This window comes from Nonomuraea sp. NPDC049625, assembly GCF_040675285.1.
GTDB classification, from domain to species: domain Bacteria; phylum Actinomycetota; class Actinomycetes; order Streptosporangiales; family Streptosporangiaceae; genus Nonomuraea; species Nonomuraea angiospora_A.
Map to the genome: position 1 here is coordinate 266,412 of NZ_JBFAOQ010000018.1, position 26,187 is coordinate 292,598.

Consider the following 26,187-nt stretch of genomic DNA (forward strand, 5'->3'; position numbering starts at 1 on the left):
TATCCGATCATCCCTAGGCTTGAGCCCATGACTGATTGGCTGGTTGGACTGATGGAGACTCTCGGCGCGCCCGGGGCCGGGCTCGCGATCGCGCTGGAGAACCTCTTCCCTCCCCTGCCCAGCGAGGTGATCCTGCCGCTGTCGGGCTTCACCGCGTCCAGAGGCGAGATGGACCTGCTGGACGTGCTGGTGTGCACGACGCTCGGCTCCGTGATCGGGGCGCTGGCGCTGTACTGGGTGGGGGCGCTACTGGGCCGCGAGCGCACGCTGGCCATCGCCGCCAAGCTGCCGCTGGTCAAGACGTCCGACATCGAGAAGACCGAGGCGTGGTTCCTCAGGCACGGCCGCAAGACGGTGTTCTTCGGGCGGATGATCCCCATCTTCCGCAGCCTCATCTCCGTGCCGGCGGGCGTCGAGCGGATGCCGCTGGTGCCGTTCACGCTCCTGACGGCCACCGGCAGCCTGATCTGGAACACCATCTTCGTGATGGCCGGCTACCTGCTGGGCGAGAACTGGTCGCTGGTGGAGGCGTACGTCGGCATCGGCTCCAAGGTGGTGCTCGCGCTGGTGGTGCTGGCGCTCGTGGTGTTCGTCGGGGTGCGGCTGGCCGAGCGGCGCAAGGGCAGGCATGCGAGTCGCCGCTGAGGGGCTGCGGCTGCTGGGCGCGGTGACGCTGGGCGCCGTCACCGCGCTGGCCGAGCTGGTCTTCCTGCTGCTGGCGCTGCCGTTGCTGGGCAATCCGAACGTCACCGCCGCGGCCCGCAGGCTGGCCCGCCTCGAGGCGCGCCGCCTGCGCCTGGACCCCGACGCCCTCCAGGACGGCAGGCCCGTGCCCTACCTGGCCGCCCGCGTCCCGGTCGGAGTGCTGGGCGGGCTGGTGATCACGTTGCTCCTGTACGGGGCTCGCGCCTACGTCCTCCTCCTCACCGCCTGGGCGCGCGGAGAGCGGTTCGACGGAATGGCGCCCTCGCTCCCGCTGGTCTCCTACCTCGTGGTCGGCGGGATCGTCCTGCTGTTCCTGGCCCTGTCGGGCGTGGTGGGCGTGCACGCGCTGGAACGCCGGCTGGCGGTGCGCATGCTCGCCCCCGACCCGACCCAGGCCCTCGAACGCAGGATCGCCGAACTGTCCGAGAGCCGCGCCGGCATCGTGACCGCCGTGGACTCCGAACGCCGCCGGATCGAGCGTGACCTGCACGACGGGCTGCAGCAGCGGCTGGTGGCGCTGTCGATGCTGGTCGGACGGGCCAGGCGGGGCCGGCCGGAGCTGCTGGAGCAGGCGCACCAGGAGGCGCAGCAGGCGCTGGCCGAGCTGCGCGAGGTGGCCTGGCGGGTCTATCCCAGCGGCCTGGACACCCTGGGCCTGGGCGAGGCGCTGGCGGGGGTGGCCGAACGGTCGAGCGTTCCGGTCAGGGTAGCCTGCGACCTGCGGCGTCGGCCGCCGATGGCGGTGGAGACGGCGGCGTACTTCGTGGTGTGCGAGGCCGTCACCAACGCCGCCAAGCACGCCGGCGCCACGCTCATCACGGTCGAGGTGCACGAGGAGGACGCTGCGGTGCTCGTACGGGTGCGAGACGACGGCGCGGGCGGCGCGCGGGCGGCCGGCGGCGGCCTGTCGGGGCTGGCCAGGCGGGTGGCGGCGCTGGACGGCGGCTTCGAGGTGAGCAGCCCGATCGGCGGGCCGACCACGATCACGGCGGTGCTGCCGTGCGGGTGATCCTGGCCGAGGACTCCACGCTGCTGCGCGAGGGCCTGGTGCGGCTGCTGCTGGAGGAGGGCCACGAGGTGCCGGCCGCGGTCAGCGACGGCGACGCGCTGGTCACCGCGGTGGCCGAGCACCGGCCGGACATCGTGGTCGTGGACGTCCGCATGCCGCCGACCCACACCGACGAGGGCCTGCGGGCGGCGCTGGAGATCAGGCGGCGCTGGCCCGCCGTGAAGGTGCTGGTGCTGTCGCAGTACGTGGAGAAGCGGTACGCCACCGAGCTGATGAGCGCGGACGTCGAGGGCGTCGGCTACCTGCTCAAGGACCGGGTGGCGCAGGTCGGCGACTTCCTGGACGCGCTGGAGCGGGTTGGCGCGGGCGGGGCGGCCTTCGACCCGGAGGTGGTGCGTCAGCTGCTGGCCCGTACGACGCAGGTGGATCCCCTGGCCCGGCTGACGGCGCGGGAGCGCGAGGTGCTGGAACGGATGGCGCAGGGGCTGACCAACGCCTCGATCGCCCAGGCGCTGCACGTGTCGCAGAGCGCGGTGGAGAAGCACGTGAACTCGCTGTTCGACAAGCTGCGGCTGTCGCACACGACCGGCTACAGCCGCCGGGTGCTGGCCGTGCTGCACTTCCTGGAGTCCTGACCTGCCGCTCATCGAGGACCTCAAGGAGACGGCAGCTCCTCGACCCCCGTTCACGGGCTGCCGAACCAATGGCCGGCGGCCCGCTCGAACGCTTCACGGTCAGGGGCCCGATCCCCTGCCCAGGCGACCACGCCGTCAGGCCGGACGAGCACGGCACCCAGTCCGAGGTCGTCTCTCGCCGGCCCGGCCGCATACCGCATCCGGCTCTCCCAGCCCGTCGCCGAACCATGCAGGCGTCGGCCGACGCCGAAATCGAGGGCGACGCCTCGTCCGTCCTGCATCAGGTCGCCGAGGCGGGTGCCGTCCTCAAGACGGAAGTCCGGGGCGTTGCGGCCGACCAGCGGATGCTCGCCGCCGAGGTCGTGGCGGCTCGACGATCCCGAGATCCTGTCGAACACGTAGGTCGTTCCGTCGCGGGTCCCGAGCAGGTCGCGCATCAGTCCTTGGATCGCCTGGGCATGCGGGTCCGGCCTCATGACCGCCGTCTGGGCGCGCGTCCAGTCGAGCACCCGGGCGCCGATCGGATGGCGCTCGCGGGTGTAGGTGTCGATCAGCCCGTCCGGCGCGTGCCCGTGCACGGTCGCCGCGAGCTTCCATCCCAGGTTCATGGCGTCGCCGAGGCCGAGGTTGAGTCCCTGCGCCCCGAGGGGAGAGTGGATGTGAGCGGCGTCGCCGGCGAGCAGGACGCGCCCCTGTCGGTACGTCGTCGTCTGCATCGCCCGATCGGTGAAGCTCGAAGCGAGACGGACGTCGTTCAGCGTCACGTCGGTGCCGGACACACGGCGCAGAACCGCCTGGAGGTGTTCGCGGGTCGGCCGCTGCGAGCGGTCGAAGGCGCCGCCGTCGAACTCCAGCATGCCGACGTACCCTTCCGCGGGCGTGCGCAGGTACATGCCCGTCGGCGTCAGATTGAACCCGGGGCGCAGCTTCCCGGGATCGGCGAAGTCGGCGAGCACGACGTAGCCGGTGAACTGCGGCTCGGTGCCGGCGAAGCCGAAGCCCGCGAGCGCGCGCACCGCGCTGCGCCCGCCGTCGCAGCCGACGACCCAGCGCGCCGCGTACTCGTGCTCGCCGGCCCGTGCGACCGCGATCTCGTCGTCCTGCGCGATGGCCGAGACCTCGACGCCGCGCCTGATCTCCACGCCGAGCGCGGAGGCCCGCTCGGACAGCACCGTCTCGACCGCTTCGAGGTTCGTCATCACGCCCTCCATCGCCGGGCTGGGAAGCCGGAAGGGCAGGGCGGCGACGTCGACCTTGGCCGGATCGAGCATCATGCCGGCGAAGTGGCCCGCGCCGCGAGGGGGTCCCTGCTCGTCCGCGCCGGGATAGTCGTCGACGCCCGACGCCTTCAGCAGCGGGTCCAGCATCCCGCGGCGGTAGAACGCCTCGACCGACGCGGCGGACAGGCCCCGCATCCCGAGCGGGTCCGCCTTCCACGGGGAGCGCGGCTCCGGGTCCCGCTCCAGCACCAGGACAGAGCAGCCCGCGAGGCCAAGCTCGCAGGCGAGGAAAAGACCGACCGGGCCGGCGCCCACGATCACTACGTCATGCACGAGAAACTCCCTTCAGAAGCCTCTTCTCCGAGGCAGGTGAAGACTGACGCGGGCCGCTCACACGGGGCACACACGGCGCTGACACGGATTTGGGGACTCGAGGGTGCGTGCGCGAGGATCGAGCGATGGACGGGGATGCGCGGCTTCGCGTCACGCTGCTCGGCGCCTTTCAGGCGTCTCGCGGTGACGTGGCCCTGCCCGTTCAGGGTGCGCGGTTGCAGGGCCTGCTCGTACGGCTGGCGCTCGCCGGCGGGCGCGCGGTCGAGCCGGGCGTGCTGGTCGACGCGATCTGGGCCGAGGACCCGCCGGCCGGCCCGGCCCACGCCCTGCAGGCCCTCGTCTCGCGGCTGCGCCGGACCCTCGGCTCGGCCGGCGACGTCGCGCAGGTCGCGGGCGGCTACCGGCTGGAGGTGGACGCGGCCGACGTGGACGCGCTGCGGTTCGAGCAGCTCACCGCAGCCGGCCGTGACCGCCGGCGCGCCGGCGACCCGGATGCCGCGGCGGCCGTGCTCGGCGAGGCCGTGGCGCTGTGGGGCGACCGTCCCGGCGCCGAGCCCGCGGTCGTCGCCGCGGTGGCGCCCGCCGCCGCGACCCGGCTGGCCCACGCCTCGGTGGAGGCTGTCGCCGACCTCGCCGACGCCGAGCTGTCCCTGGGCCGTGCCGACGCGGCCGCCGCCCGCCTGACCGCCCTGCTCGCCGAGCACCCCGTCCACGAGCGGGCGGCCGCGCTGCTCATGGACGCGCTCGCCGCCCAGGGGCGCCAGGCCGAGGCCCTGGCCCTGTACGAGCGGGTCCGCGAGACCCTGGCCGACGCCCTCGGCGCCGATCCGGGCACCGCCCTGCACGAGCGCCACCTGCGCCTGCTGCGCGCCGAGCGGCCCGCCCCGGACGCCTCGCGGACCAGGTCGGGCAACCTGCCCGCGCCGCTGACCGGCTTCATCGGGCGCGAGGACGACCTGGCCCGGATCGACACGCTGCTCGCCACCGGGCGCCTGGTCACCGTGCTCGGTCCCGGCGGCGCCGGGAAGACCCGGCTCGCGCTGGAGGCCGCCCGTCGCCACCGCCACGAATACCGCGACGGCGCCTGGATGATCGACCTCGCCTCGGTCACCGAGCCGGCCAAGGTCGGCACGGCCGTGCTCGCCGGTATCGGGCTGCGCGGCGGCGCGATGTTCGAGGCCAGGATGCGGGTCGAGGGCGACGACCTGGACGTGCTCGCCGACCGGCTCGGCGGCCGGGAGAGCCTGCTGCTGGTCGACAACTGCGAGCACCTGATCGACGCCGTGGCCCACCTGGTCGCGGCGCTGCTGTCCTGCTGCGCCGGGCTGCGCGTGCTCGCCACCAGCCGCGAACCCCTCGCGGTCGACGGCGAGGCGCTGGTGCCGCTCGGCCCGCTCGCGCTGCCCGAGCCGGACGCCGGCGTCGAGCAGGCCCGGCGGGCGGCGTCGGTACGCCTGTTCACCGAGCGGGCCGCGGCCGTGCGCCCGGGCTTCGAGGTGGACGAGGCGACGCTGCCCGAGGTCCGGCGGGTGGTCCGCGGCCTGGACGGGATGCCGCTGGCGCTGGAGCTGGCCGCGGCCCGGCTGCGGACGCTGTCGCTGCCCGAGCTGGCCGACGGGCTGTCCGACCGCTTCCGGCTCCTCACCACCGGCAGCCGCACCGCGCTGCCCCGGCACCGCACGCTGCGCGCGGTCATCGCCTGGAGCTGGCAGCTGCTGAGCGAGCACGAGCGCACGGTCGCCGAACGCGTCTCGATCCTGCCCGGCGGCGTCACGCCGGCCTCGGCTGCCGCGCTCTGCGCCGGCACCGCGGTGCCGGCCGCCGAGATCCCCGAGCTGCTCGCGGGCCTGGTCGACCGGTCGCTGCTGCAGCTCGCGCCCGACCCGGGCCGCTACCGCATGCTGGAGACGCTGCGCGCGTACGGCACCGACCGCCTGGCCGAGACGGGCGACCTCGGCACCGTCCGCGACCTGGCCGCCAGCCACTTCGCCGAGCTGATGGCCCGCTACGACCCGCAGCTGCGCGGGCCCGGCCAGCTGGCGGCCATGCGCGTCATCAGCGCCGAGTACGACAACGCGCTGGCCGCCCTGCGCCGGCGGTGCGACACCGGCGACGCCCCCGGCGCGGTCGCTCTCGCCCTGAACCTGACCTGGTACTGGCAGATGTTCGGCCGGCAGCCCGATGCGGCCTACTGGCTGGGCGAGGCCCTGGCGGTGCCCGGCGGCGGGCCGACGCCCGCCCGCGACTGCGCGCACGCGATCTACCTGATCGACCGGCTCGAGACCTGGCCGGGGATGACCGCCGAGGAGGTCGCCGACGACCAGGCGCAGATGCGCGAGCTGGCCGCCCGGCTGCTCGCGTACCCGGAGCTGCCGGGACCGTACGGCGTGATCACCGCGCTCATGCAGGAGGAGAAGACCAGGCTCGCGATCATCGAGCGCCTGGCCGAGGGCGACGACGTCTGGCTGTCCGGGCTGGCCCGCCTGTTCCGGGCCCGGTTCGCCGAGAACGCGGGCGAGCTCGACACGATGCGCACCGACGTGGAGGCGGCCCTGGCCTGCTTCCGGCGGGCCGGCGACCGCTGGGGCCAGGCCGGCGCGCTGCCGATGCGCGCCCAGCTGCGGCAGTACGACGACGACCTCGACGGCGCGCTGGCCGACCTGCACGAGGCCCGGACGCTGGCCGGCGAGTTCGGCTCGCTCAGCCTGCGCGACGAGGTGTACAGGGACCTGCGCTGGATCGACCTGCACCTGCGGCGCGGCGAGACCGACGTGGCGATCGCCATGATCGACTCGACCCGGGAGCGGGCCCGGCGCGCGGCCTCGAACGAGATGCTGATCCTGGTCGACGCGCGGGAGTCCGGCTTCTGGCTGCGGCACGGCGACCTGGACCGGGCGCGGCAGCTGCTCGACGACGCCGAACGGGGTCTGCACGGCGACGCCGCGTTCCCCGGTGACCACGTGCGGACGCTGGTAAGCAACGTACGGGCCTCGCTCTGCCTGGAGCTGGGCGACCTGGCCGGCGCGGAGCAGGCGCTGGCGAAGGCGTACGCGGCAGCGCTGGAGACCGGGGACCTGCCGATCCTGTCGCTGGTGGCGGTGAACGCGGCCGCGCTCGCCGAGGCGCACGGGCGGCATGACGAGTCGGCCGTCCTGCTCGGCGCCGCCTCCCGGCTGCGCGGCACGCACGACCGCACCGATCAGCAGGTTCGCGAGCTCACCCGCCGGGGGCGGGCCGCGCTGGGCGAGGAGGCCTTCGCCGCGGCGTACGGGAAGGGTCTCGGGAGTAGAGACGCCCTGGACCGGCATTTCCTCGCTGGTCAGTGAGCCGTCGGGCTGAGGGCGAGTCCCGCTCGCGCGTGCCGGCGAAGGACCCGCGGTGGCCCGTAGCAGGGGCGGGTCAGCGGTGGTCCATGGACAGGGTGATCTCCTTGTTCTGCTCGATCTCGGCCGCCAGGTTCTCGATCTTCTGGGTCGCCAGGCGCAGCGCATCCGATCCGAGCAGGAGTCGCAGCGGGGCGGGAGCGCGTGAGGCTACGCCAATGATGGCTTCGGCCGCACGTACGGGGTCGCCGAGCTGATTTCCTTCCATCTTGTTGTGCTCCTCGGTCATGTCGCGAACCGCGGTGTAGGCATCGATGGTGTTCTCGGGCAGTGCGAGAGATCCGCCGCCGAGGAAGCTGGTCCGGAAGTATCCGGGCTCGATGAGAGTGACCGAGATGCCGAACGGCTCGACTTCCTGCGCAAGCGCCTCGGAGAGGTCTTCTGGTCGCGTTGTACAGACCCCATCCGGCCCCGGAGACCAGACCGAAGATGGAGGACATGTTGATGATGCGCCCCCTGCGCTGGGCGCGCATCTGCGGGAGTACGGCACGTGTCACGTTCCAGAGCCCGAAGAAGTTGATGTCGAACATCGCGCGGGCCCCGGCGTCGCTCGTCTCCTCCACGGAGCCGAGCAGGCCGTACCCGGCGTTGTTGACGAGGACGTCGATGGAGCCGAAGTGCTCGACGGCTCGATGCACGGCACTGTCGATGCTGCTCGCATCGGCGAGGTCGACCTGCAGGGGAAGGAACAAGTCGCTTGAGGCGTCCTCGCCGAGGTTCTCACGCAAACGGGCGGTGTCGCGGGCGGTGGCTGCCACGCGGCGCCCGCCGGCCAGGAGTTGCTTGACCAGCTCCAGCCCGAAGCCTTGCGAGGTGCCGGTGATGAACCACGGCGTTCCTGGTGAGTTGGCGTCCGTCGTGGGCATGTCGACGCACCCTTCGAACATATAGATGGCTGGTCTGGTGGATCCGTTCGCTTCGTACGCTAATCGCCCTGAGGGAAAGTCACAGTAACGCGCGCCTTATCACCGGGTCGTCCAAGGAGGTGGACGGTGGGGTCTGTGCTTTTCCGGGTCGGTGAATTCCGACGAAGGACATCGACGTGATCGGGCATGGGATGGAATGCCATTCGGGTAGGTGCTGGTGCAGTCGGCGGTGTCCGGCACGGCGCGGGCTCTTGAACAGGAACTGGGGGTGCGGCTGGCGCAGGAGGAGATGGGCTGCCTGGTGCGCCGTGAGGGCGGACTGCGTTGTACGTCCCTTATCGGTACAGGTCAGGCAAAATCGGTTCGAAGTTTTCCCACGGCCTATCGAGGACCCTTCGAGCTGACATGTACCGTCGAATCGGGACTAGCTTGCCATGGCGGGTCGGATATGGATATTCGATTCTTATTCACGTCGAAAGATAAAATCTGGCCAACCGTGGAACACGGGCGGAGCGGAGGTCTCGGTTGTGGAGCATTGGTCGAGGCGTGAGGACGAACGATTGCTCACCGGCGCGGGCCGCTATGTCGCCGATATGCACGTGTCGGACTGTTTGGACGCCGCTTTTGTGAGAAGCGATGTCGCGCACGGCATATTGCGCAAGGTGGACTGCTCCGTCGCCTGTGAGGTGCCGGGTGTGGTGGGGGCCTGGTCCGCCGCGGAACTCGCGGATCTTCCCATGTGCCCGCACTCGGCCGCCACGTTGCAGGATCTGCCTCCGGTGCCGCACACGCTGCTGGCCAAGCTGTCCACGGACGAGGCCGTGGCCGGCCGGGAGTGGCCGGTGCTGGTCAAGGATCGGGTGCGATACTCCGGTGAGGCGCTGGCGGTGGTCGTGGGACAGGACCGCTACCAGGCCGAGGACGGGGCCGCCGAGGTCGTCTTCCAGATTGATCCCCTGCCGGCGGTGGTGTCGCCGTCAGCCGCGGCGGCTGACTCCGTTCGCCTGTTCGACGGTCTGAGCAACATCGCGTTTCTAGGGGAGGCCGGGGAGCCGATCGAGGAGTCGGTGTGGCGGGAGGCGGCGATCGTGGTGGAGGCACGATATCGCCAGCAACTGCTGATGCCCACGCCGATGGAGTGCCGGGCCATTCTGTGCATGCCCGGACACGACCGGCTGACCGTGTGGTCGGGGCACCAGATGCCGCACCGGTTGCGCCGGGAACTGGCCGCGTTGCTGGGCTGGCCGGCCGAGCGGATACGGGTCGTGGTGCCGGACACCGGGGGCGCGTTCGGGTCGAAGAGCGCGGCGTTCCCGGAGTTCGTCGCGGTCGCCTTCCTGGCGGTGCGGCTCGGCCGTCCCGTTCGATGGGTGGAGGACCGGCTGGAGTCCATGCTGGTCGCCAGCCGGGGCCGGGGGCAGGATCAGCGGGTCCGGCTCGCCGCGGACGCTGATGGGCGCCTGCTCGCCTACGAGTTGACCATCGACGCCGACGTGGGCGCCTACCCCCACCTCGGGGTCGGCCTGCCCATGCAGACGGCCTGGATGGCGACCGGGCCGTACGCCACGCCCCGGGTTCATGCCGTCGTGCGCTCGGTGCTCACCAACACCATGGTGACCTACCCGTATCGAGGCGCGGGCCGTCCGGAGGCCGCGATCGCGCTGGAGCGGTCAATGGACGTGCTGGCCCGGCGGCTGGGGATGGATCCTGCGGAGCTGCGGCGGCGCAACTTCATCTCGCCCGACGACTTCCCGTACCAGACGCCCACTGGGCGGCGCTACGACAGCGGGAACTATGCCGCCGCGCTCGACCTGGCGCTGCGGACCCTCGATTACGACGGGTGGCGGGCCGAACAGGACCGCCGCCGGGCTGATCCTGACGCCCTGCCGGTGGGGATCGGCCTGTCCTGCTACGTGGAGCGCTCTGGAGGCGAACCCGGAGGGTTGCACGAGTTCGTCAGCGTCGAGGCGGGCGAGGACGGCACGTTCACCGCCCGATGCGGCGCCTCCCCCAGTGGCCAGAGCCACGAGACGGTCTTCCCCGAGCTGGTCGCCGAGACCCTCGGCGTGGATGCTGCGCGGGTGCGGCTGGTCGAGGGCGACACCGACGCCCAGCCCGACGGGCTGGGCTCCTTCGCCAGCCGTTCGGCGCAGGTCGACGGAGCGGCGCTGCAGCACGCCGCCACCTTGCTCATCGAGCAGGCGCGCGAGCGGGCCGCAGCCCTGTGGGGGGTGCCGGCGGAGGAGGTGGCGTGGTCCCACGGCACCGTGCACCCCGTCCGGGACGGCTCGGCGGCCATGGACCTGGCCGAACTGGTGAAGGCGACCGGGCCGCTGCGCGTGGACGACCGGTTCGAGGCGGGCATGGCGTTCCCGTTCGGCGCCCACGCGGCCGTGATCGAGGTCGATCCGGAGCTGGGCACCGTACGCGTGCTGCGGGTGGTGGCCGTGGACGACTGCGGACGGGTGCTCAACCCCATGGTGGTGCACGGGCAGGCCTTCGGATCGGTCGTGCAGGGCATCGGCCAGGCACTCTACGAGGGCATCCCCTTCGACCAGGACGGCGTTCCCCTGCTGGCCAACGGCCTGCTGGACTACCTGCTGCCGACGTTCACCGAGATCCCGCCCATCGAGATCAAGGACACCTGCACGCCGAGCCCCACCACACCGCTGGGTGCCAAAGGGGCGGGCGAGTCGGGCTGCATCGGCACGCCGGCGGCGATCGTCAACGCCGTGGCGGACGCGCTGCGCGTCGCCGACCCCGACCTGCTGCAGATGCCGCTCACCCCGGACGTGGTGTGGCGAGCGGCCCGCGCCCCGAAACTGGAGGAGGTCCGGTGAAGCCCGCCGCCTTCGACTACGTCGCGCCGCGCACCGTGCACGAGGCCGTCGACGCGCTCGCCGGCAACGGGCGCAGGACCCAGGTCCTGGCCGGTGGGCAGAGCCTCATCCTGGAGATGCACCTGCAACGCATCCGTCCTGAACTGGTCGTCGACATCAACCGCGTCGCCGAGCTCGACCGCATGGACGTGCAAATGGACGGGGACGACAGCACCTTGCGGATCGGCGCCCTGATCCGCCACGACGCCTTCGAGTCGGAGCAGGCCGTGCCGGGCCCGATCGGCAGGCTGTTCGCACGCGCTGTCGCCAACATCGCCCACCCGCCCATCCGCTCCCGCGGAACCATGGTCGGCAGCCTCGCCTGGGCGCACCCCGCCTCGGAATGGTGTGCCCTCGCCCTCGCGCTCGACGCCGACCTCGAGCTGCACGGCACCGGCGGCCCACGCGAGATTCCGGCCCGCGACTACTTCCATGGGCCGTTCCAGACCGCCCGCAGGCCGGACGAGCTCATCACCGCCGTGCGGTTCCCGCTGCTCACCGGCGACACCGGGGTCGGCTTCATCGAGCACCGGCGCACGCACTTCTGCTTCGCCCAGGTGGCCGTGGCGGCGACGCTCACCGCACGCGACGGGGTGATCATCGGGGCCAGGATCGGACTCGTCAACTGCGCCGACAGGCCGGTGCGGGCCAGGGCCGCCGAGCGGGCGCTGATCGGTACCGACCTCGCGCCCCCGGCAGGACGCCGGGTGCCCGGCGACCACCCGTTCGCCCGGGCGGGCCGCATCGCCGCCGAGCAGGACGCGGCTCCCGTGGCCGAGCCGTACGCGGACGTGGAGTACCGGCGGCAGGCCATCGCCGTCCTGGTCGGCAGGACCCTGCGCGAGGCGGCGCGAGATCAGCGCGCGCGGGTCGCCGCGAGCGAGGGAGGCCACTGATGAAGATCACTCTCACGGTGAACGGCGAGCAATACCCACTCGACGTGGAGCCCCGCCGGGTGCTGGCCGACGTGCTGCGTGACGACTGCCGCCTTACCGGCACGCATCTGGGCTGCGAGCACGGCGTCTGCGGGGCGTGCACGGTGCTGGTCGACGGCCGGGCCGTGCGATCGTGCCTCATGCTGGCCGTGCAGTGCGACGGCAGCTCGGTGCGTACCGTGGAAGGGCTGGCCGGTCCCGACGGCGAGCCCCATCCCCTGCAGCGGGCTTTCTCCGCCGAGCACGCCCTGCAGTGCGGCTTCTGCACGCCGGGCTTCTTGATGGTGGCCGCCGGGGCGCTGGAGCGCGATCCCGGCATCAGCGACGACCCGGAGCGCGTCGCCGCCCTGGTCGGCTCCAACATCTGCCGGTGTACCGGCTACGAACCCATCAGACGCGCGATCACGCGCGCCGCACGCGAGCGGCCGGGCAAGCCAACCTGAGACAACCCGCGCGAACGCGACGGCGACGACGGCTGCCCTGGCGGCCAGGAGCGGAAGATGGCGATCACAGGAGACCTCCGCGCGGGGATCATCGACGTCCACGCGCACTGGCTGCCGCGCGACCTGTTCGCCCTTCCGCCGGGCACTCCGTTGCACCGTCAAGAACGTGCTGGACCGGCTGGAGTCCTTCCACCAGCTCACCGGCCGTTGCCACCGCGGCGCCGGCCCGGCCACCACGCACCGCCATGCCCGGCCACTGCGTGATCGTGCCACCGTGCACACCATGCTGGGCACCAGGCTGCGCCGCGCCGAGAACGCCGGCCTGGACCTGGCCCAGCTGGAGCCACGCGACCGCGCCCAGCTACGGCGGGCGAAGAAGGCCAAGCTGAGCGGGGTGCGCGGCAAGGGCCGCACCAGCCGCAGCGTCTTCCTCGGCCTGGACACCCGCACCGCGCTGGCCGAGGACCTGGACCGGGCGATCCCTCTGTACGAGGCGACGCTCGCCGAGCGGGAGCGGGTGCTCGGCGACCACCCCGACACCCTGACCTCCCGCAACAACCTCGCCAGCTGCGTGACGTGCTGCCCAGACTGCCGTTACCGCGCTGGCCGGACGGGCGCATCGTACTCGCGGTGGATGTGTCGCCATGGCTGCGCTCGGACGCCACCTGCTCAGCCGAGTGGCTGTTCTGCCACGTCTACGGCCGGGCCAAGAGCGCCTCCCAGTTCATCCCGGGTTGGCCGTACTCGTTCGTCGCAGCGCTGGCGATGGGCCGCAGTTCACGGACGGCGCCGCTGGACGTGGTCCGGCTGGGACCGGCCGACGACAGCCGTAGGCCCGTCGGCCAGTGGAGCTCGGACATGAGCACGACCGCCTCATCAGCGCATTCCCCCGAGCTGCGGCCTGATCGACGTCATCAACCTGGAGGTTGAGCCGCACCCTCTGTTGTGAGGCTCACGAAGCCGTGGGGAACTGGGCCGGCAGGCCGTCCAGCAACTGGCTCAGCAGCGGGTATCCGCCATCGATGCGGATCACCTGGCCGGTGACCGTGGCGAACGCGCCGTCCACGAGCGCGGCGATCGGGCGAGCCAGGTCCTGCGGCCGCAGCATCGTGCCGGTCACTGACCGGTCGCCGAAGTGGCGCCGGATGCCATCGGTGAACACCTCGGCGGTGGCATCGGTACCAACCGCGCCAGGGGCGACGGCATTGACGGTGATGCCGTCCCGTATGGCCTCGCCGGCGACCTGCTGGGCGAAGGCGTTCACGGCGGCTTTGGCAGTGGACTGGGCGGGGCTGCCGATGATCAGCTCGGCCGCGGTAGCGGAGACGTAGACGATCCGGCCGGACCGCCGTTGGCGCATGACCGGCAGCACCCGCCGGGTCAGGTGGTAGACGCCGGCCAGCTCATCGCTCATCTTGGCTGCAAACGCCTCCCACGGCACATGTTCGAGCGGGCCGAAAGGCGGCGCCGCGGTGTGGGCGTTGCCCACCAGCACGTCGATCCGCCCGTGTTCGGCGACCACCCGGTCCACCAGCGTGGTCACCTGGGCCTCGTCAGTCACGTCGGCCTGGATCGCCTGTGCGGCGCCGATCTGCTTGGCCACCAACTCTGCGGACTCGGCGTCGCGCAGATAGTTGACGATCACGTGATAGCCGAGCCGACCCAGCTCGCGCGCGGTCGCGGCCCCGATCCCCCGGCTGGCTCCGCTAACCAGCGCCACCTGCTTGCTGTTCATCTGTCTCTCCTGACTCGTCGTACGAAGACGCGAGAGACGCTAGGTTTTGGGCTTACATTTTGTAAGTACGCACCTCAAGGTAAGCCCGAGAGACAGCAGTAGGTGAGCAGGTGGACGAGAGCGACGCCCGGTGGATCAGTGACACATTTCACAACGACTGCCCCGGGCGGGAGGTGATGGAACACGTCACCGGACGGTGGGTGCCGCTGATCCTGGCCGCCCTGACGCCTGGGCCAATGCGCTTCTTCGAGTTGCGCCAGCGCATCGAGGGCATCAGCGAGAAGATGCTTTCCGCCAAACTGCGGACTCTGGTCCGCGACGGGCTGGTAGAGCGCACCGTGGAGCCAACCACCCCGCCGCAAGTCAGCTATGAGCTGACCGAGTTGGGTCAAGGCCTGTCCCGCCCCTTCGCCCAATTGGTCCGCTGGATTTCGGCGCACACCCCCGAGGTCATCGCGGCCCAGCAGCGCTATGACCACAGCATAATTCCTGCCGGTCAGGTGATTCTGGGCCAGTAATGCAGATTGCGGCGATCTGCACCCCACATCATCCGCTCGCTTGCCTACGGCCTCCTGGCGTTCGACGCCAGGAGGCCGTCGTAATCGAGCGGCAAGCAACACTCGCGCCCTCGCACCGTCGGCAGTGCTGCGCAGAGGACTTCGGACGTCTGCGCAGCCGACTCCAGAAATCGACAAAGACCCGACGACGCAGACGGTCGCCAGCACCCAAGCCGCCACTATCTCGCACCCGGCCACATATCTCCGGAGGCCCTCAGCCAAGATCCGAGGTTGTTCAACACCCACTCAACAAACGTGTTTGGAGGTTGTTGAATCACCGGGTTGTTGAACGCGTTTTTGAAGGCGTTTCGGGGGCTCTGAAACGGCAGTTTCAAGATCTTCAAAAAACGATGGTGGTCTCAAATGGTCGATGCATCACCGCTGGTCAGAAGGTCACTATAGACCTCTGCCGGTGACCGGTATCCCAGGGTGTACGGGCAAAGGGGTGGGTATACGCCTGCCGAGCAGGAACGGCGGGAGCGTGTACGGCTGCAAGCGGCCGAGTGGTTCGAGGCCGGTGAGTCGACCAAGACGGTCGCTGCACGGTTACGGGTGCACGAGCGGTCGGTGACCCGCTGGCGTAAGGCCTGGCGCGAGGGCGGGACGCAGGCGCTGCGCTCCAAGGGGCCGGTGTCGAAGGAGAAGCTGTCGGACCGGCAGTGGCAACGGTTGGAGGCCGAGTTACGGCGCGGGCCGCTGGCCTGGGGATACGACGAGAACCAGTGCTGGACGCTGGCCCGGGTCAAGATGCTGATCGGCCGGCTGTTCCACACCGGCTACACCATCGAGGGCGTGGGCAAGCCGCTGCATCGCCATGGCTGGTCGGTCCAGGTCCCGGTGTGGCGGGCTCTGGAGCGGGACGAGGAGGCCATCGCTGCCTGGAAGGAGCAGGTGTGGCCGGTGGTAAAAGCACCGCGGCGGACCTGGGCGCCTACCTCTGCTTCGAAGACGAAGCCGGGCAAGGGCTGAGGCCACCGAAGGGACGCACCTGGGCGCCGGTCGGTGCCCGTCCGGTGGTGACGGTACGTGGCAAGGGCTCCGGCCGGGTCAACATGGCCGGCGTTGTGGCCAACCGGGACGGCGAACGCCCGCACCTGTTCTACCGCCTGCACATCTACCGCGGCCGCAAGGGCGAGCCCAAGTCGTTCTCCTGGATCGACTACCGGGACCTGATCGTGGCCACCCACCAGCACCTGGGCGCACCACTGGTCTGGTGCTGGGACAACCTCAACGTGCACCTGGCCGGCCAGCTCGCCGAGTTCGCCGCCGAGCACGCCGACTGGCTGCGCATCGTCCAGTTACCCGCCTACGCTCCCGAACTGAACCCCGTCGAGGGCGTCTGGTCCCTGCTCCGCCGGGCCCTGGCCAACTTCGCCGTCACCGACCTGCCTGGACTCGTCCGGATCGTCAAACGCAAACTGAAGAAGATCCAGTACCGGCCCCATCTGCTCACCGGCTGCCTGGCCCAGACCGGGCTCACCCTCGATACCCCGGCAAACCCATGACCGACCCTACGAATTCAACCTGTGTACGCGGCGAGTAACACCATGCCCCTCCAGAGGCTTGGCGGCCAACGTCTGCGGGGAGCAGGTGCGTCTGACTCTCACGAACTGCTCCTGTCAGCGACGAAATGTCCTATGAATGTCCTGCTGGTTACCTGGCGCCAAACCTTCTTGGACATTAGCGTAAATGACACACGGGTGACGAAATTATCGGCACCTCCAGACATACGTCTGTCTTCAATCGCGCGGAACCGAATTGGCTGTCGCTTCTCTGCTGGGCAAGTAGTGGTCGCCTATTCCGGTTCCGCGCTTGACATGGCCGGCCGTATGACGAAGAAACGACGAAAGGAAGCGGAGAAATGAAGCGAAACGTCACCGGAAGAATTGCCATTACCGCGATCGGCGGCCTCGCGGCTCTGCTGCTCTCCGTCAGTCCCGCACAGGCCAAGGAGACGGCAGGTCACTGGTACGGCCCCTACTCCACCAAGGGAATTTGCGAATACTGGAGGAACGGCGTGCAGGCAGGTGGGACACAGACCCATCCCTGCTTTGATGACCAGGGCTGGTACTTCTGGGCAGCGTCCTGAATAGTCCGTACTCCCGACCACATGCCCATCGCCAGGCAGGCAGATTACAGAAAGGTCCGTCCGGGGCACTGAGCCATCACCGTTGTTCCTCGTGTCACGGTGAGCCCGAAGTCCGTTTGGTGTGGGCAACTCGCGCGCAGCCGGGTCGAAATCACTTCCTCCACGGCATGCCATAGTTTCAGCGAGCCGTGCTGCCGGACCAGTCACCACTCACCCTTTGAGTCACGGCGAGTGGTGACTTGGGGCCGGTCGCCACGTCGAGCAGGGTGACGTTGTCCCCGAACCCCAGTTCTCGGCGACGGCGCGCCGAGCTGGGCGGCCGTAGGCCCATCCACCAGGGCAAACAGCTCTCGTCATCGAACCGAAAGAAGATCAAGTTCAGAGCGCCAACTTCCGCACTCAGCCTCCTCGAAGGTCGGCTCGCGCGAGCCGGGGGGTTCGGGTGGTGCACACGGTGGTCACGGAGTTTCGGCGTGGTCCGCCAGCAGAGCGTCCATCCTGGCCGGCATCTCGGGGGATGCCTCACTGTGGATTCCCGCGATCAGCGCGGCCCGGTCGAAGGAATGGTCGCTCGGGTGGCCGCCGAACAGCAGGCATTTTTCCGGGTCGTCAGCCGGGTCGTCAGCGGGGTCGCCCGCGACGGGGCAGGGCGCCAGGCCGGTCAGCTCGCGCAGGCCGCGCTCCCAGCGCAGCCAGACTCCCAATGACAGGCCGTTGCTCTGGCGTCGGCAGCCATCGAGCGAGCAGAAGCCATGCCCTGCCTCATCGCCTTGATCGCCGGTTTTCCAGCAGCAGTTCCCCCGCCCACGTGAGCGTCGACACGGCGGCGCCCGCCAGGAGACCGGCCCAGAACAGAGCCTGTTCGGCGGCCTGCTTGCCGGGGATGGAGATGAGCCGGGCGTTCGGTCCGGCGAGATATCCTCCCCGGTCGGAGTTCCCGGCCGGCTCATCGGGGTCAGCCCGCCACTCGAGGCCCGTCGTGGGCTCGGGGACGGTCTCCGGGCTGGGGTGGTACCAGGCCAGCCGCAGCGGGTCGGACCTGTCGCGGCCGTACTCGGTGCCGGACTCCACGACGCTGTCGAGCGGCATGCGGCCGAGCTGCCAGGAGATGTGCGTCTCGTCGGCGTTCGTGGCGCCCCCGTACATGACCGATGGAGCGGCGAGCACGGTCGTGTATCCGCGGGAGATCACAAGTGGCTTCCTCGCCCGCCCGCTGATGTGGACGGGCTCCAGGAGCAGGGAATCCGCGCGAGAGCGGCAGAGTTGCCCGTCGATCACCGATGTGACCCGCCGAGGCCGGTCGTTGAGCTCCATCTCCGACAACCGCGCATCGCCGTCGAGGGTGATGCGATAGCCATAGCACGGCGGAGCTCCCTTCGTCGCAAGGCCGGTCATCACGAACTCGTACGTGTCCGGCCCGCACTGCGCCAGCTCCTTCTCGTCGAGCGCGATCCCCTCCGCCTGGAGTTCGCCGCAGGGATCCGCCTTGACAGCCAGCGTGAGGAGGTCGAGGGCGCGTTCGCCCTCCGGCACGGTCACGTACACGCCGATGCTCCCGTCGAAGCGGGTGTACAGGGGCACGGGCGCGGCGGTCTGGTACAAGTTCCAGGCAGCCGCGCCGAGCAGCGTGGACAGCGCGAACATCCCGATGATCAGCCGGTGACTGCGCGGGCGCCTCGCCGCCGGCCCGGGCACAGGGAGATCCTTCTGAGGCGACCGAGGGGCGCCCTGGCACAGGTGCCGCACCGTCAGCCCCACGAGCACGGCGAGCCGGAGAAGTCCCACGGCTTTCAGGTTCGCACGGCCCGGCGCCCGGCGACGGAGAGTCCGCGGAGCTCCGGATAAAGAATTCGCCGCTCTGCCGCTATCGGCATCTGCGCCGGCATCCACAAGCCCAACAGGCAGAGCATCGCGGACAAGGTGCTGTTCATGGTCGCGGCCATGGCCGCCGAGATGGAACGCGACCTCATCCAGGAGCGCCCCCTGGAGGGCCTGGAGGCCGCCCGCGCTGCCGGCCGCGTCGGCGGTTGCCCGGTGATGGTGACCGTGGACGTGCTCGCCGCCGCCAGGGCCCGCCGCGACCGCGGCCAGTCCGTCACCCAGATCGCTCGCGAACTCGGCGTCGGACGCTCCACGCTGTACAGAGCGCTCGAAGGCGAAAACTCACCCGCCGCCGAGCTAGTCGACGACATCCACTGGCCCTGACAGCGTCCACCAGGACCGCGTTCCATCAAGGGGAAGGACACCCCATGAGCCCCACCATCCGAACCGTGCTGGTGCCAGACCTGAACAACGACCTGTGGCACGTGCTCAACGAGCTGGAAGAGCTGCTGCTCACCTACGCCGTGCGGGAGAACACCGACCAGGTCGAGCCCGGCGAGCTACCCGCCCCGCTCACCGAGCGGCGCCGCGCTGGAGGCACTGCGACGACTTCAGACCGCCCTCGCGCCCACGCGGGGCGAGCGCGCCATCAAGAGGCCGGCACCACCGGCCGCCTGCTCGCCCCGGACGGCCGCTACGAGTTCGCGCCGCTGCGCCTGGTCGACGTCGACCAGGCCGGCGTTCAGGTCCTGTCCGCCGCAGCCCGGGCGCTCGGTGCCCGCACGCGCACGAGCTCGTGCGCGTGCGCCTGGAGGACGGCGGCGTGAACATGTCCGGCCCCGAGCTCGTGATGGCGGCAGCCCGGCCGGCCGGGCTGCCGGACCTCGACGACACCGCCGACACCGAACTGCTGCGCGATCGCCTGGCCACCGCCGGCGACGTCGTGCTCACCCCGGTCGAAGAGGACGCCTACCGGCGTACCGTCAGCGGGTTGCCGAGCACCCGGTCGCCAGATTCATCTACGACGGCGGTCGCTGACCACCCCGCCCCACCTGGCAGAGGACCTGCACCTGAGGAACTGGAGGGCTAAATCGACAGCGCCCATCGATATGCGGCCCAGGTACGGGTGAGTCAGCCGCTGACGCCCAGCCCTGGCGGCCGTCAGAGAGCCCCAGGCCGGCGCATGCCCACCCCCGCCGCCACTCCGCGCTTGAGCTGGGGTTCCCAGTTCTCGCCCAGATGGGCGAACCAGGCGATCTTCGCGTTCCACGCCGCGTCGATGTCCGAGGTGCGTAAGGCCGCACGGATGGCCTGCTTGGCGGCCTTCGTGTCCGCTCAAATCTCGTCATGGTCGCGAGGGCTCGTTCCCTTGCTGTGGGTGTCCTGGTCCGGACCGCGACAGTGACGTGACAGTGAGAAGGCAGAGGGGCGAAAGGCCACCGCGATAGTTTCGCAGGCAGAAAGGCAAGTATCGCCCAAAGGGCGTGACGTTGACCTGCAAGGACCTGAGCATTCTCCAGGACCTCCGACGAGTACTGCTCTCTCCGCCCGCTCAACTCCGCCCGACTGACGACCGGCGTTGGTACCTGCAGACGGCTTCTGCGGCGTACCTGAGACGAAAGGGGCAACACGTGAACGGGAAAATCCGTGTGGGTATTGCTGCGGCGGCCCTCGGCATCGGCTTCGCCATGGCACCTACCGCCGCCTCGGCAGTGCAGCAGGCTCCCACCGCCGTGAAAGCGGACACCGGGGCGAAGAACGCCGCGGCCTGTTCCGCGGTACCCGACCGAGGGTGGGTCCTTTTCTACCAGCACTCCGACTGCCAGGGCGCCTACCAGGGCTGGACGACCTGCGGTCGGCACTTCTTCACCGGCCCCATGAAGATGCAGGCGAGCTCGTACTGGGACAACCAGTACGGCGGCGCCTACGTCTACGCCGATGTGACCGACGACTACGGGCACTTCGCCTTCCGCACCTGGCCGGGGACCGGTGTCCGCAACGTGGCCACGGGCGAGAACGACCGAAGCTATGCGGCTTGGCTCAACTGCTGAGGCTGGCCCGTCCGGAATGTAGCGCAAAGCGTCGTCCGGGGTCAGTCCCACTGGTCCCGGCGGCGCGCGGACCGTCCCCGTCCTTGGTCCCGGCTCTCAGGAGGTCGTCACCGTGGCCGATGGTCGCCTGCTCGGCGCCCTGATGCTGTCCGTCTTGGCGGTGCTCGTCGGTTGCGGAGGCGGCCCTCCGGAGGCGGGAGAGAAGCTCCTCGGGAAGACCATTGATCTTGACCAGGTCGACTACCCCTTGGCCGCCTTCGAGTTGACCGATGCGGAGCTCGAAACCACCCTTCGGGCGAGGTATCTGCTGACTCAGCAGTGTGCCGACAGGTTCCACGTCAAACTGCCTGCTTGGCAATCCGGTCGCCATCGGGTACCGCAGAACGACCGGTACGGCATGTATGACGTACGTACCGCCCGTACCTGGGCGTACTCCCTCGACGCGCCGCCGGTCACTGCCCCTCTGTGGGAAGACCAGATTGACAGGAAGTCCCGGCTGTTCCAGATCGTCAGCGGCGTGGACGAGCAAGGGCACCCGGCCCGGATCGCCGGCCTGCCCCAGGGCGGCTGCCGCGGTGCGGCAAACCGCCGGCTCGAGCGGGGTGAGACCGCCTCCGCCGCGGGCAAGGCGAGGAACCCGGTGCCAGAACTCGAATCCAGAGCATGGAAGACCTCGCGGAAGGACCCGGCCGTTCAGAGTGCAGCTGCCGAGTGGAAACGCTGCATGACCCGGAGGGGACACGACTACGAGGACCCCGTCGAAGCCCCCTACTCCTACTGGACCTCCCAACGGATGGCCGCGCATCCGAATCCGACGAAAGAGCAGCGGAAACACGGGATCCCTCCCACCGAAGCCGAACGCCGGGCCGCGCTCGACGACATCATGTGCAAAAACGAGTCAGGCTTTGTACGCAGTTGGCTGACCGCCGATCTCGCCGCGCAGCGGCGGTTGATCGCGGAGAATCGCTCCCAGCTCGAAAGGCATGGCCAGCGCCTCGACAACATGCTGAGGAACGCCGCAGAGGTGCTGTAGCCGCCAACGACTGTTCCTGGGTTCCTCGACCCCGATCTCCCCTGTCGTAGCGATGAGGGCTTTGGTGCCACCACGGCAGCCGACACCACGCAGCCCGACCTCGATACCGACGCGCTGACCGTGCTCACCGCGCTGGCCACCACCAGCATCCCGCTCACCCGGCCTCGGGGCTGGTGAGGTCGCGTATTCGACTGTCGATGCAGAGGGGGGCGGCAGTAACTGACCGTGATCTCCAGCGGCAAAACGGCTTCATGCGCCTAAATCAGTCAACACGGCGGAAGGCCGCGCGGTAGTCCCTCGGGCGTCGTCCAGTGTGCTTGGCGAAGAGGGTGGCGAACGTGCTGGGGTCCCTGTATCCGACCGCGGCGGAGATGCTGCCGACGGTTCGATTCGTGGCCTCAAGGAGGTGGCGGGCGCGACGGACACGCGACGATTGCAGGTATTCCAGCGGGCTCTGGCCGGTCTCGTCCGCGAAGCGCCGCAGCAGCGTCCGAGTGCTGACCTTGAACGTGTCCGACAACGCGGCGAGGTCGTATCGGGTGGCAAGGTTCTGGTCGAGCCATCGCATGACCTTGTGGGAGAACGCGTTTCCGGGCTGCGAAAGACATTGCGCGTCAACGTATGGGGTCTGGGACGATCGCGCATCGTCGACGAGCGCCACCCGCGCGGTTGTCCGTGCCACGCCGGCACCACTGTGTTGACGGATCAGATCCAGCGCGAAGTCGTACATGGCGCTGAAGGCCGCCGTTGTCGTCACCCCGGTGTCGGTGACGACCAGACGCTCAGGCCGGACGTCAGCGTCCGGATAGCGTCGAGCCAGTTCGTCCGCGAGGAGCCAGGCTGTCGTAGCACGGCGTCGGTTGAGGAGTCCAGCCTCGGCGAGCAGGAACGCACCGACACAGATCGAGACGACGACAGTGCCCGCAGCAGCGTGTGAACGGATCGCCGCAATTTCAGGGGCGAGGGGTGCGAGCTTCGCGTCCACGTCGAGGCCCGGCACGAGCTCGAACCCTGGCACAACAAGGACATCTACCTCGTGCAGCGGAGAGACGTCCAACACCGCACCACCCGATGCCGCGACACGACGACGAGGCGAAACGATCGACACCTCGTATCCAGAGCCGTCCGGACCGGCAACGTGCGTGGCCATCGTCAAGAGATCGGGTACGCCGAACACCTCGGACGCGAAGCAGCCTGGATAGGCCAGGACACCAACCCGCAGCGCGCTCGCGCTCACGCTCGCCTCCTCACCATCAGCCTATGGCGAGATTACCCGCATACATGGCGATGTCGCCTCTCGCCCTCGCGGGGGCATCGGTCCACGCTGTCACCATGAGCGCTGCCAGCGGACGACTTGACGACATGATCACGGACTTCTCCCGCCGACTCGTGGATGTGGAGGGGGTGGTGAAGACGGTGTACGCCGCGGGTTCCGGGCCGGCCGTCGTGTTGATGCCGGAGATGCCCGGCATCAGTCCTGATGTCCTTCGACTGGCGCGGTGGGTGCGAGATGCGGGCTTCACCGTTCATGTCCCCTCACTCTTCGGGATCGACGGTGCCTATCCCACGGTTGAGGGTGGTACGGAAGTCGTCCGCCGCGCGTGTGTCAGTGCCGAGTTCCGCGCGTTCGCCGGGGGCGGCACCAGCCCGGTCACGGCATGGCTACGTGGGCTGGCGCGCCAAGCCCATGCCGAATGCGGCGGTCCGGGAGTCGGCGCGATCGGACTGTGCTTCACCGGCAACTTCGCTCTCACCATGGCGCTTGAGCCGGCTGTCATCGCGCCAGTGGTCAACCACCCGTCGCTGCCGCTGGACGACCCTGCCGGACTCGAGATCAGCGACGAGGACGCGCGCGCAGTCCGAGACCGCATCGCGCGCGAGGGGCTGAAGGTCCTTGCCTACCGCTTCGACGACGACCGCTGGTGCACCGGCCAGCGCTTCGCCGCCTACCAGGCGCTCCTCGGCGACGCCTTCGACGGCCGTGTTCTTCCGGGCAGTTCCGCGAACACCAGCCCGCCACCGTTCTTCGGCGACGTGGTCGGGTCCCCCCACAGCGTGGTCACCGCCCACCTCGTCGACGAGGACGGACATCCCACGCTGAAGGCCAGGGACGAGATCATCGTCTTCCTGACCGACCGCTTGAGCCCGTTCGGACATTCCCAGACGACATACGGCTGAGCGGCACACCCGCCTGGGCGGCGGGGGTACTGGTGGAGTCACCTCTTCGACCATCGCGAGTTCTCGATGTCGAGGGCCGTGGTAGTGACTTTCCGTGATGTCGGCGGGCTCTCGGACAGCAGGTGCGCGCGGAAGGGCGAAGTGGGCCTGCGCCGTCGCCGAAGTACTTCGGGTTCAAGCGGGGCATCACCTGGCCCAACGCCGTCAACGACCAGGTCGCGGGCATCGGGCAGCTGGTCGTCCCGGGCACCCCGCGCGACTCCCCGCACATCCTGGACGCGCTGCTGAACCTGGACGGCTACAACTTCAGCCCGCGGTTTTCGCGACCTGGACGACCAGCGGTTCTGGCGGGCCACGATGCCCGGCGTCGAGACGGGCACGTTCGGTGGAGGACCTGGCGCGCAACCGCGTGAACCTGAACAAGGTGATCACGCACTGGCCGGACATGCTGAAGGTCGCCGATTCCCTGGTCATCAACCAGGTCCGTGCCTACGACCTGCTGCGCATGTCCGGACGCGAGCCCGACTCCGCTGGGTGCGGCGTTCGCGGAGTACGGGCGGATCGCCAAGACCGAGCACCTGCTGCGCGTGGTCGACCCGGTCGAGGGCACCTACCGGGGGCAGATGAACCGGCAGCTCACCGTCCAGGAATCCCGCCACAAGCTGGCCCGGGACGTGTGCCACGGCAAGCGCGGCACCATCCACCTGGCGTACCGGGACGGCATGGAGGACCGGCTCGGCTCGCTCGGCCTGGTCCTCAACGCCTTCGTGCTCTGGACGACCCGTTACATCGACGCCGCCGTCGCCCAGCTCCAGGCCGAGGGCCACGAGATCCGCGAGGAGGACATCACCCGGCTCTCCCCGCTCAAGCGCACCGCAACCTGACCGCTACAGCTTCACCGCCTCGACCCCGGCCGCCGGCGCCCTGCGCCCGCTGCGCGACCCGGACGCGCCCGAGCTGGACGAGGACGACGAAGGCGTGGACTGAACGCCCATATCGGGTGACGCGGGCATATCAGGTGGCCGGGGTGCTCGGAAATCGCAAGCGCCGGCAGGGGAACTGATGTCAGGCTGCCTGGTATGTCTACCTAAGCCTTGATTGGTGCGGCCGTCCTGGCGGCCTGCTCGATCTTCGCGCAGTAGGCTGCACGGGCTTCCTCGTCGATCTGCTTCTCGTGTTCGGGGCGCACCCCGGTCCGGCCGTCGAGGCCCTCGCGCAGGATATCGGCGTGCCCGGCATGCCGGTTGGACTCGCCGAGGACATGGACCATGACGGCGAACAGGTTCGTGTTGGGATAAGGCTCCGGCCACCACGGCACGTGGCCGGGGGCGTCGAGGGGAAGCTCGTTGATCGTCGCGTCCGAGTGTTCCCACGTGCGCCGGTAGAACCCGATGATCTGATCGCGGGTCTCGTCCTCGGTCGCCCACAGATCGCTGCCGTCGGAGTCCTGCCACCGGGGCAGCGGTTCCGGGGAAGGGCGGTCGAAGACCTCGCCGAAGTACCTGGCCTCCACGCCGGCCACGTGTTTGACCAGGCCGAGGAGGTTGGTCCCGGTCGCTGTCAAAGGTCGGCGGGCGTCGTATTCGGACAAGCCGTCGAGTTTCCAGAGCAGCGCCTTGCGGTCCCGCCGCAGCCTCCCGTGCAGGTTGTCTTTCGCGAATTCATCGATCATGCGGCATGAGCCTGCCATGAGCTGCTCGTGGTCTCAAATCCGTACATGGTCCGCAACGACCGGCAGAGCCGAGGCCTGGCCATGGCCGCCGTTGTTCACGCTCACGGACGGCACTGCCTCGGGGCGAAGAGCGAGCGACGCGGCCGGGCGACACCGTGCACATCTCCGAGATGTTCCGCCTCGTACGCGGCACCGGGCACATCCTCGACGTGCTCGACGTCCTCCACCGCGACCAGGTGGCGCTGCGCATCCACGACGGCGTGTTCTCCGCGATGGACCTCACCGCCCGTCACCCGCGCACCGGGGAGTCGCTGTCCACCGTGAAGTTCATGGGGCAGACCCTCGCCGCCGCCGGCGACCTCCAGCGCGAGCTGGCCTACGACGGACTGCGAGCCGCCGAGGCCAAGGGCAGCAAGGGCGGGCGCCGCCCCGCCGTGGGCGGCCGAGAAGACCGACGACGTCCGCACCGCGTACCTGGAGGGCCGCTCGATCGCTGCCCTCGCCCGCGACCACGGCGTCAGCCGCGGCCCCTTTCTTGCGTATTCGGTAACTAGCGGCAATTTCATTTGATGAAGAACCCAGATTGGTTGGCACACCGACCGAGAGCGACTGCCGGAACAGCGGATTTGTAGGCCCCGCGAGG

The 26,187-nt window shown here is 69.7% G+C and carries 26 protein-coding genes and 2 pseudogenes; 20 read left to right on the forward strand and 8 right to left on the reverse strand.

Annotated elements, in window-relative coordinates; all coding sequences use genetic code 11:
* Positions 1 to 27: 27 nt before the first annotated feature.
* Genes AB0J87_RS51940 through AB0J87_RS51950 form a run of 3 tightly spaced genes read left to right on the forward strand, consistent with a single transcriptional unit; the run spans position 28 to position 2,349 of the window.
* Positions 28 to 645, forward strand: a complete 618-nt coding sequence (locus AB0J87_RS51940; protein WP_363980514.1) for a DedA family protein — start codon at positions 28 to 30, stop codon at positions 643 to 645.
* Positions 629 to 1,714: a histidine kinase gene (locus AB0J87_RS51945; protein WP_363980517.1), complete on the forward strand. Its 1,086-nt coding sequence runs from the start codon at positions 629 to 631 to the stop codon at positions 1,712 to 1,714. Before AB0J87_RS51940 ends, AB0J87_RS51945 begins: the two co-directional genes overlap by 17 nt.
* Entirely contained in the window at positions 1,705 to 2,349 is a 645-nt protein-coding gene (locus AB0J87_RS51950; RefSeq protein WP_192784190.1) for a response regulator transcription factor, read from the forward strand. The genes AB0J87_RS51945 and AB0J87_RS51950 overlap by 10 nt, the downstream gene beginning before the upstream one ends.
* Positions 2,350 to 2,399: 50 nt before the next feature.
* Here AB0J87_RS51950 and AB0J87_RS51955 read toward each other — a convergent pair whose 3' ends face one another.
* Positions 2,400 to 3,902 (reverse strand): FAD-dependent oxidoreductase, encoded by a 1,503-nt coding sequence (locus AB0J87_RS51955; protein WP_363980521.1) that lies wholly within the window; start codon positions 3,900 to 3,902, stop codon positions 2,400 to 2,402.
* Between the two features lie 125 nt (positions 3,903 to 4,027).
* Between AB0J87_RS51955 and AB0J87_RS51960 the strand changes: the two genes are divergently transcribed.
* On the forward strand, positions 4,028 to 7,228 hold the full coding sequence (locus AB0J87_RS51960; protein WP_363980524.1) for a BTAD domain-containing putative transcriptional regulator: 3,201 nt from the start codon (positions 4,028 to 4,030) through the stop codon (positions 7,226 to 7,228).
* Between the two features lie 73 nt (positions 7,229 to 7,301).
* Here the strand turns inward: AB0J87_RS51960 and AB0J87_RS51965 are convergent, their stop codons facing one another.
* Positions 7,302 to 7,514, reverse strand: coding sequence for a hypothetical protein (locus AB0J87_RS51965; RefSeq protein WP_363980597.1), 213 nt, complete (start codon positions 7,512 to 7,514; stop codon positions 7,302 to 7,304).
* A gap of 199 nt (positions 7,515 to 7,713) precedes the next feature.
* Positions 7,714 to 8,172 (reverse strand): annotated as a pseudogene (locus tag AB0J87_RS51970) (SDR family NAD(P)-dependent oxidoreductase); the annotation flags it as partial.
* Positions 8,173 to 8,585: 413 nt separating this feature from the next.
* Here AB0J87_RS51970 and AB0J87_RS51975 point away from each other — a divergent pair.
* From AB0J87_RS51975 to AB0J87_RS51990, 4 genes are all read left to right on the forward strand, one after another.
* Positions 8,586 to 10,991 (forward strand): xanthine dehydrogenase family protein molybdopterin-binding subunit, encoded by a 2,406-nt coding sequence (locus AB0J87_RS51975; RefSeq protein ID WP_363980527.1) that lies wholly within the window; start codon positions 8,586 to 8,588, stop codon positions 10,989 to 10,991.
* On the forward strand, positions 10,988 to 11,926 hold the full coding sequence (locus AB0J87_RS51980; RefSeq protein WP_363980530.1) for an FAD binding domain-containing protein: 939 nt from the start codon (positions 10,988 to 10,990) through the stop codon (positions 11,924 to 11,926). Before AB0J87_RS51975 ends, AB0J87_RS51980 begins: the two co-directional genes overlap by 4 nt.
* Positions 11,926 to 12,408, forward strand: a complete 483-nt coding sequence (locus AB0J87_RS51985; protein WP_363980533.1) for a (2Fe-2S)-binding protein — start codon at positions 11,926 to 11,928, stop codon at positions 12,406 to 12,408. The genes AB0J87_RS51980 and AB0J87_RS51985 overlap by 1 nt, the downstream gene beginning before the upstream one ends.
* A 576-nt stretch (positions 12,409 to 12,984) precedes the next feature.
* A complete protein-coding gene (locus AB0J87_RS51990) occupies positions 12,985 to 13,338 on the forward strand; it encodes a transposase (RefSeq protein WP_363980535.1) in 354 nt (117 codons plus the stop codon).
* A gap of 22 nt (positions 13,339 to 13,360) precedes the next feature.
* Here AB0J87_RS51990 and AB0J87_RS51995 read toward each other — a convergent pair whose 3' ends face one another.
* Positions 13,361 to 14,143, reverse strand: a complete 783-nt coding sequence (locus AB0J87_RS51995) for an SDR family oxidoreductase (RefSeq protein WP_363980538.1) — start codon at positions 14,141 to 14,143, stop codon at positions 13,361 to 13,363.
* A 110-nt stretch (positions 14,144 to 14,253) separates the two neighbouring features.
* On the opposite strand from AB0J87_RS51995, the gene AB0J87_RS52000 reads away from it, so the two are divergent.
* From AB0J87_RS52000 to AB0J87_RS52015, 4 genes are all read left to right on the forward strand, one after another.
* Positions 14,254 to 14,661: a helix-turn-helix domain-containing protein gene (locus AB0J87_RS52000; RefSeq protein ID WP_363980539.1), complete on the forward strand. Its 408-nt coding sequence runs from the start codon at positions 14,254 to 14,256 to the stop codon at positions 14,659 to 14,661.
* A gap of 468 nt (positions 14,662 to 15,129) precedes the next feature.
* Positions 15,130 to 15,669, forward strand: coding sequence for a winged helix-turn-helix domain-containing protein (locus AB0J87_RS52005; RefSeq protein ID WP_363980542.1), 540 nt, complete (start codon positions 15,130 to 15,132; stop codon positions 15,667 to 15,669).
* Entirely contained in the window at positions 15,594 to 16,205 is a 612-nt protein-coding gene (locus AB0J87_RS52010) for a transposase (RefSeq protein ID WP_363980545.1), read from the forward strand. The genes AB0J87_RS52005 and AB0J87_RS52010 overlap by 76 nt, the downstream gene beginning before the upstream one ends.
* Positions 16,206 to 16,561: 356 nt before the next feature.
* Entirely contained in the window at positions 16,562 to 16,789 is a 228-nt protein-coding gene (locus tag AB0J87_RS52015; RefSeq protein WP_363980548.1) for a hypothetical protein, read from the forward strand.
* A gap of 458 nt (positions 16,790 to 17,247) precedes the next feature.
* Here the strand turns inward: AB0J87_RS52015 and AB0J87_RS52020 are convergent, their stop codons facing one another.
* Together AB0J87_RS52020 and AB0J87_RS52025 are read right to left on the reverse strand one after the other, a co-directional pair.
* Complete coding sequence (locus AB0J87_RS52020; RefSeq protein ID WP_363980551.1) at positions 17,248 to 17,493, reverse strand: hypothetical protein; 246 nt, start codon at positions 17,491 to 17,493, stop codon at positions 17,248 to 17,250.
* Between the two features lie 58 nt (positions 17,494 to 17,551).
* Positions 17,552 to 18,574, reverse strand: a complete 1,023-nt coding sequence (locus tag AB0J87_RS52025) for a hypothetical protein (protein ID WP_363980553.1) — start codon at positions 18,572 to 18,574, stop codon at positions 17,552 to 17,554.
* A gap of 123 nt (positions 18,575 to 18,697) precedes the next feature.
* Between AB0J87_RS52025 and AB0J87_RS52030 the strand changes: the two genes are divergently transcribed.
* The 5 genes from AB0J87_RS52030 (at position 18,698) to AB0J87_RS52050 (ending at position 21,694) form a co-directional block, all read left to right on the forward strand.
* Positions 18,698 to 18,994, forward strand: a complete 297-nt coding sequence (locus tag AB0J87_RS52030) for a helix-turn-helix domain-containing protein (protein WP_363980594.1) — start codon at positions 18,698 to 18,700, stop codon at positions 18,992 to 18,994.
* 44 nt (positions 18,995 to 19,038) lie between these two features.
* On the forward strand, positions 19,039 to 19,437 hold the full coding sequence (locus AB0J87_RS52035) for a hypothetical protein (protein WP_363980556.1): 399 nt from the start codon (positions 19,039 to 19,041) through the stop codon (positions 19,435 to 19,437).
* Entirely contained in the window at positions 19,434 to 19,700 is a 267-nt protein-coding gene (locus AB0J87_RS52040; protein WP_363980559.1) for a hypothetical protein, read from the forward strand. The genes AB0J87_RS52035 and AB0J87_RS52040 overlap by 4 nt, the downstream gene beginning before the upstream one ends.
* Before the next feature lie 559 nt (positions 19,701 to 20,259).
* A complete protein-coding gene (locus AB0J87_RS52045) occupies positions 20,260 to 20,661 on the forward strand; it encodes a hypothetical protein (RefSeq protein ID WP_363980562.1) in 402 nt (133 codons plus the stop codon).
* Positions 20,662 to 20,773: 112 nt separating this feature from the next.
* Complete coding sequence (locus AB0J87_RS52050; RefSeq protein WP_363980565.1) at positions 20,774 to 21,694, forward strand: hypothetical protein; 921 nt, start codon at positions 20,774 to 20,776, stop codon at positions 21,692 to 21,694.
* 262 nt (positions 21,695 to 21,956) lie between these two features.
* Here the strand turns inward: AB0J87_RS52050 and AB0J87_RS52055 are convergent, their stop codons facing one another.
* Positions 21,957 to 22,931 carry a helix-turn-helix domain-containing protein gene (locus AB0J87_RS52055; protein WP_363980567.1) on the reverse strand — a complete coding sequence of 325 codons (975 nt, stop codon included), beginning with the start codon at positions 22,929 to 22,931 and terminating at the stop codon, positions 21,957 to 21,959.
* A gap of 95 nt (positions 22,932 to 23,026) precedes the next feature.
* On the opposite strand from AB0J87_RS52055, the gene AB0J87_RS52060 reads away from it, so the two are divergent.
* Together AB0J87_RS52060 and AB0J87_RS52065 are read left to right on the forward strand one after the other, a co-directional pair.
* Positions 23,027 to 23,872 (forward strand): dienelactone hydrolase family protein, encoded by an 846-nt coding sequence (locus AB0J87_RS52060; protein WP_363980570.1) that lies wholly within the window; start codon positions 23,027 to 23,029, stop codon positions 23,870 to 23,872.
* Positions 23,873 to 24,021: 149 nt separating this feature from the next.
* A pseudogene (locus AB0J87_RS52065) lies at positions 24,022 to 24,859 on the forward strand (Tn3 family transposase); the annotation flags it as partial.
* 100 nt (positions 24,860 to 24,959) lie between these two features.
* Here AB0J87_RS52065 and AB0J87_RS52070 read toward each other — a convergent pair.
* Positions 24,960 to 25,544: a DinB family protein gene (locus AB0J87_RS52070; protein WP_363980573.1), complete on the reverse strand. Its 585-nt coding sequence runs from the start codon at positions 25,542 to 25,544 to the stop codon at positions 24,960 to 24,962.
* A 155-nt stretch (positions 25,545 to 25,699) separates the two neighbouring features.
* Here AB0J87_RS52070 and AB0J87_RS52075 point away from each other — a divergent pair, with 155 nt between their 5' ends.
* Positions 25,700 to 26,098, forward strand: coding sequence for a hypothetical protein (locus AB0J87_RS52075; protein ID WP_363980576.1), 399 nt, complete (start codon positions 25,700 to 25,702; stop codon positions 26,096 to 26,098).
* Positions 26,099 to 26,187 lie beyond the last annotated feature (89 nt).

Excerpts from the sequence above, each read along its gene's own strand:
- AB0J87_RS51940 (WP_363980514.1), top strand. The coding sequence starts at position 28 with ATGACTGATTGGCTGGTTGGACTGATGGAGACTCTCGGCGCGCCCGGG.
- AB0J87_RS51945 (WP_363980517.1), top strand. The coding sequence starts at position 629 with ATGCGAGTCGCCGCTGAGGGGCTGCGGCTGCTGGGCGCGGTGACGCTG.
- AB0J87_RS51960 (WP_363980524.1), top strand. The coding sequence starts at position 4,028 with ATGGACGGGGATGCGCGGCTTCGCGTCACGCTGCTCGGCGCCTTTCAG.
- AB0J87_RS51965 (WP_363980597.1), bottom strand. The coding sequence starts at position 7,514 with ATGACCGAGGAGCACAACAAGATGGAAGGAAATCAGCTCGGCGACCCC.
- AB0J87_RS51975 (WP_363980527.1), top strand. The coding sequence starts at position 8,586 with ATGGCGGGTCGGATATGGATATTCGATTCTTATTCACGTCGAAAGATA.
- AB0J87_RS51985 (WP_363980533.1), top strand. The coding sequence starts at position 11,926 with ATGAAGATCACTCTCACGGTGAACGGCGAGCAATACCCACTCGACGTG.
- AB0J87_RS51995 (WP_363980538.1), bottom strand. The coding sequence starts at position 14,143 with ATGAACAGCAAGCAGGTGGCGCTGGTTAGCGGAGCCAGCCGGGGGATC.
- AB0J87_RS52015 (WP_363980548.1), top strand. The coding sequence starts at position 16,562 with ATGAAGCGAAACGTCACCGGAAGAATTGCCATTACCGCGATCGGCGGC.
- AB0J87_RS52035 (WP_363980556.1), top strand. The coding sequence starts at position 19,039 with ATGAGCCCCACCATCCGAACCGTGCTGGTGCCAGACCTGAACAACGAC.
- AB0J87_RS52060 (WP_363980570.1), top strand. The coding sequence starts at position 23,027 with ATGAGCGCTGCCAGCGGACGACTTGACGACATGATCACGGACTTCTCC.
- AB0J87_RS52070 (WP_363980573.1), bottom strand. The coding sequence starts at position 25,544 with ATGATCGATGAATTCGCGAAAGACAACCTGCACGGGAGGCTGCGGCGG.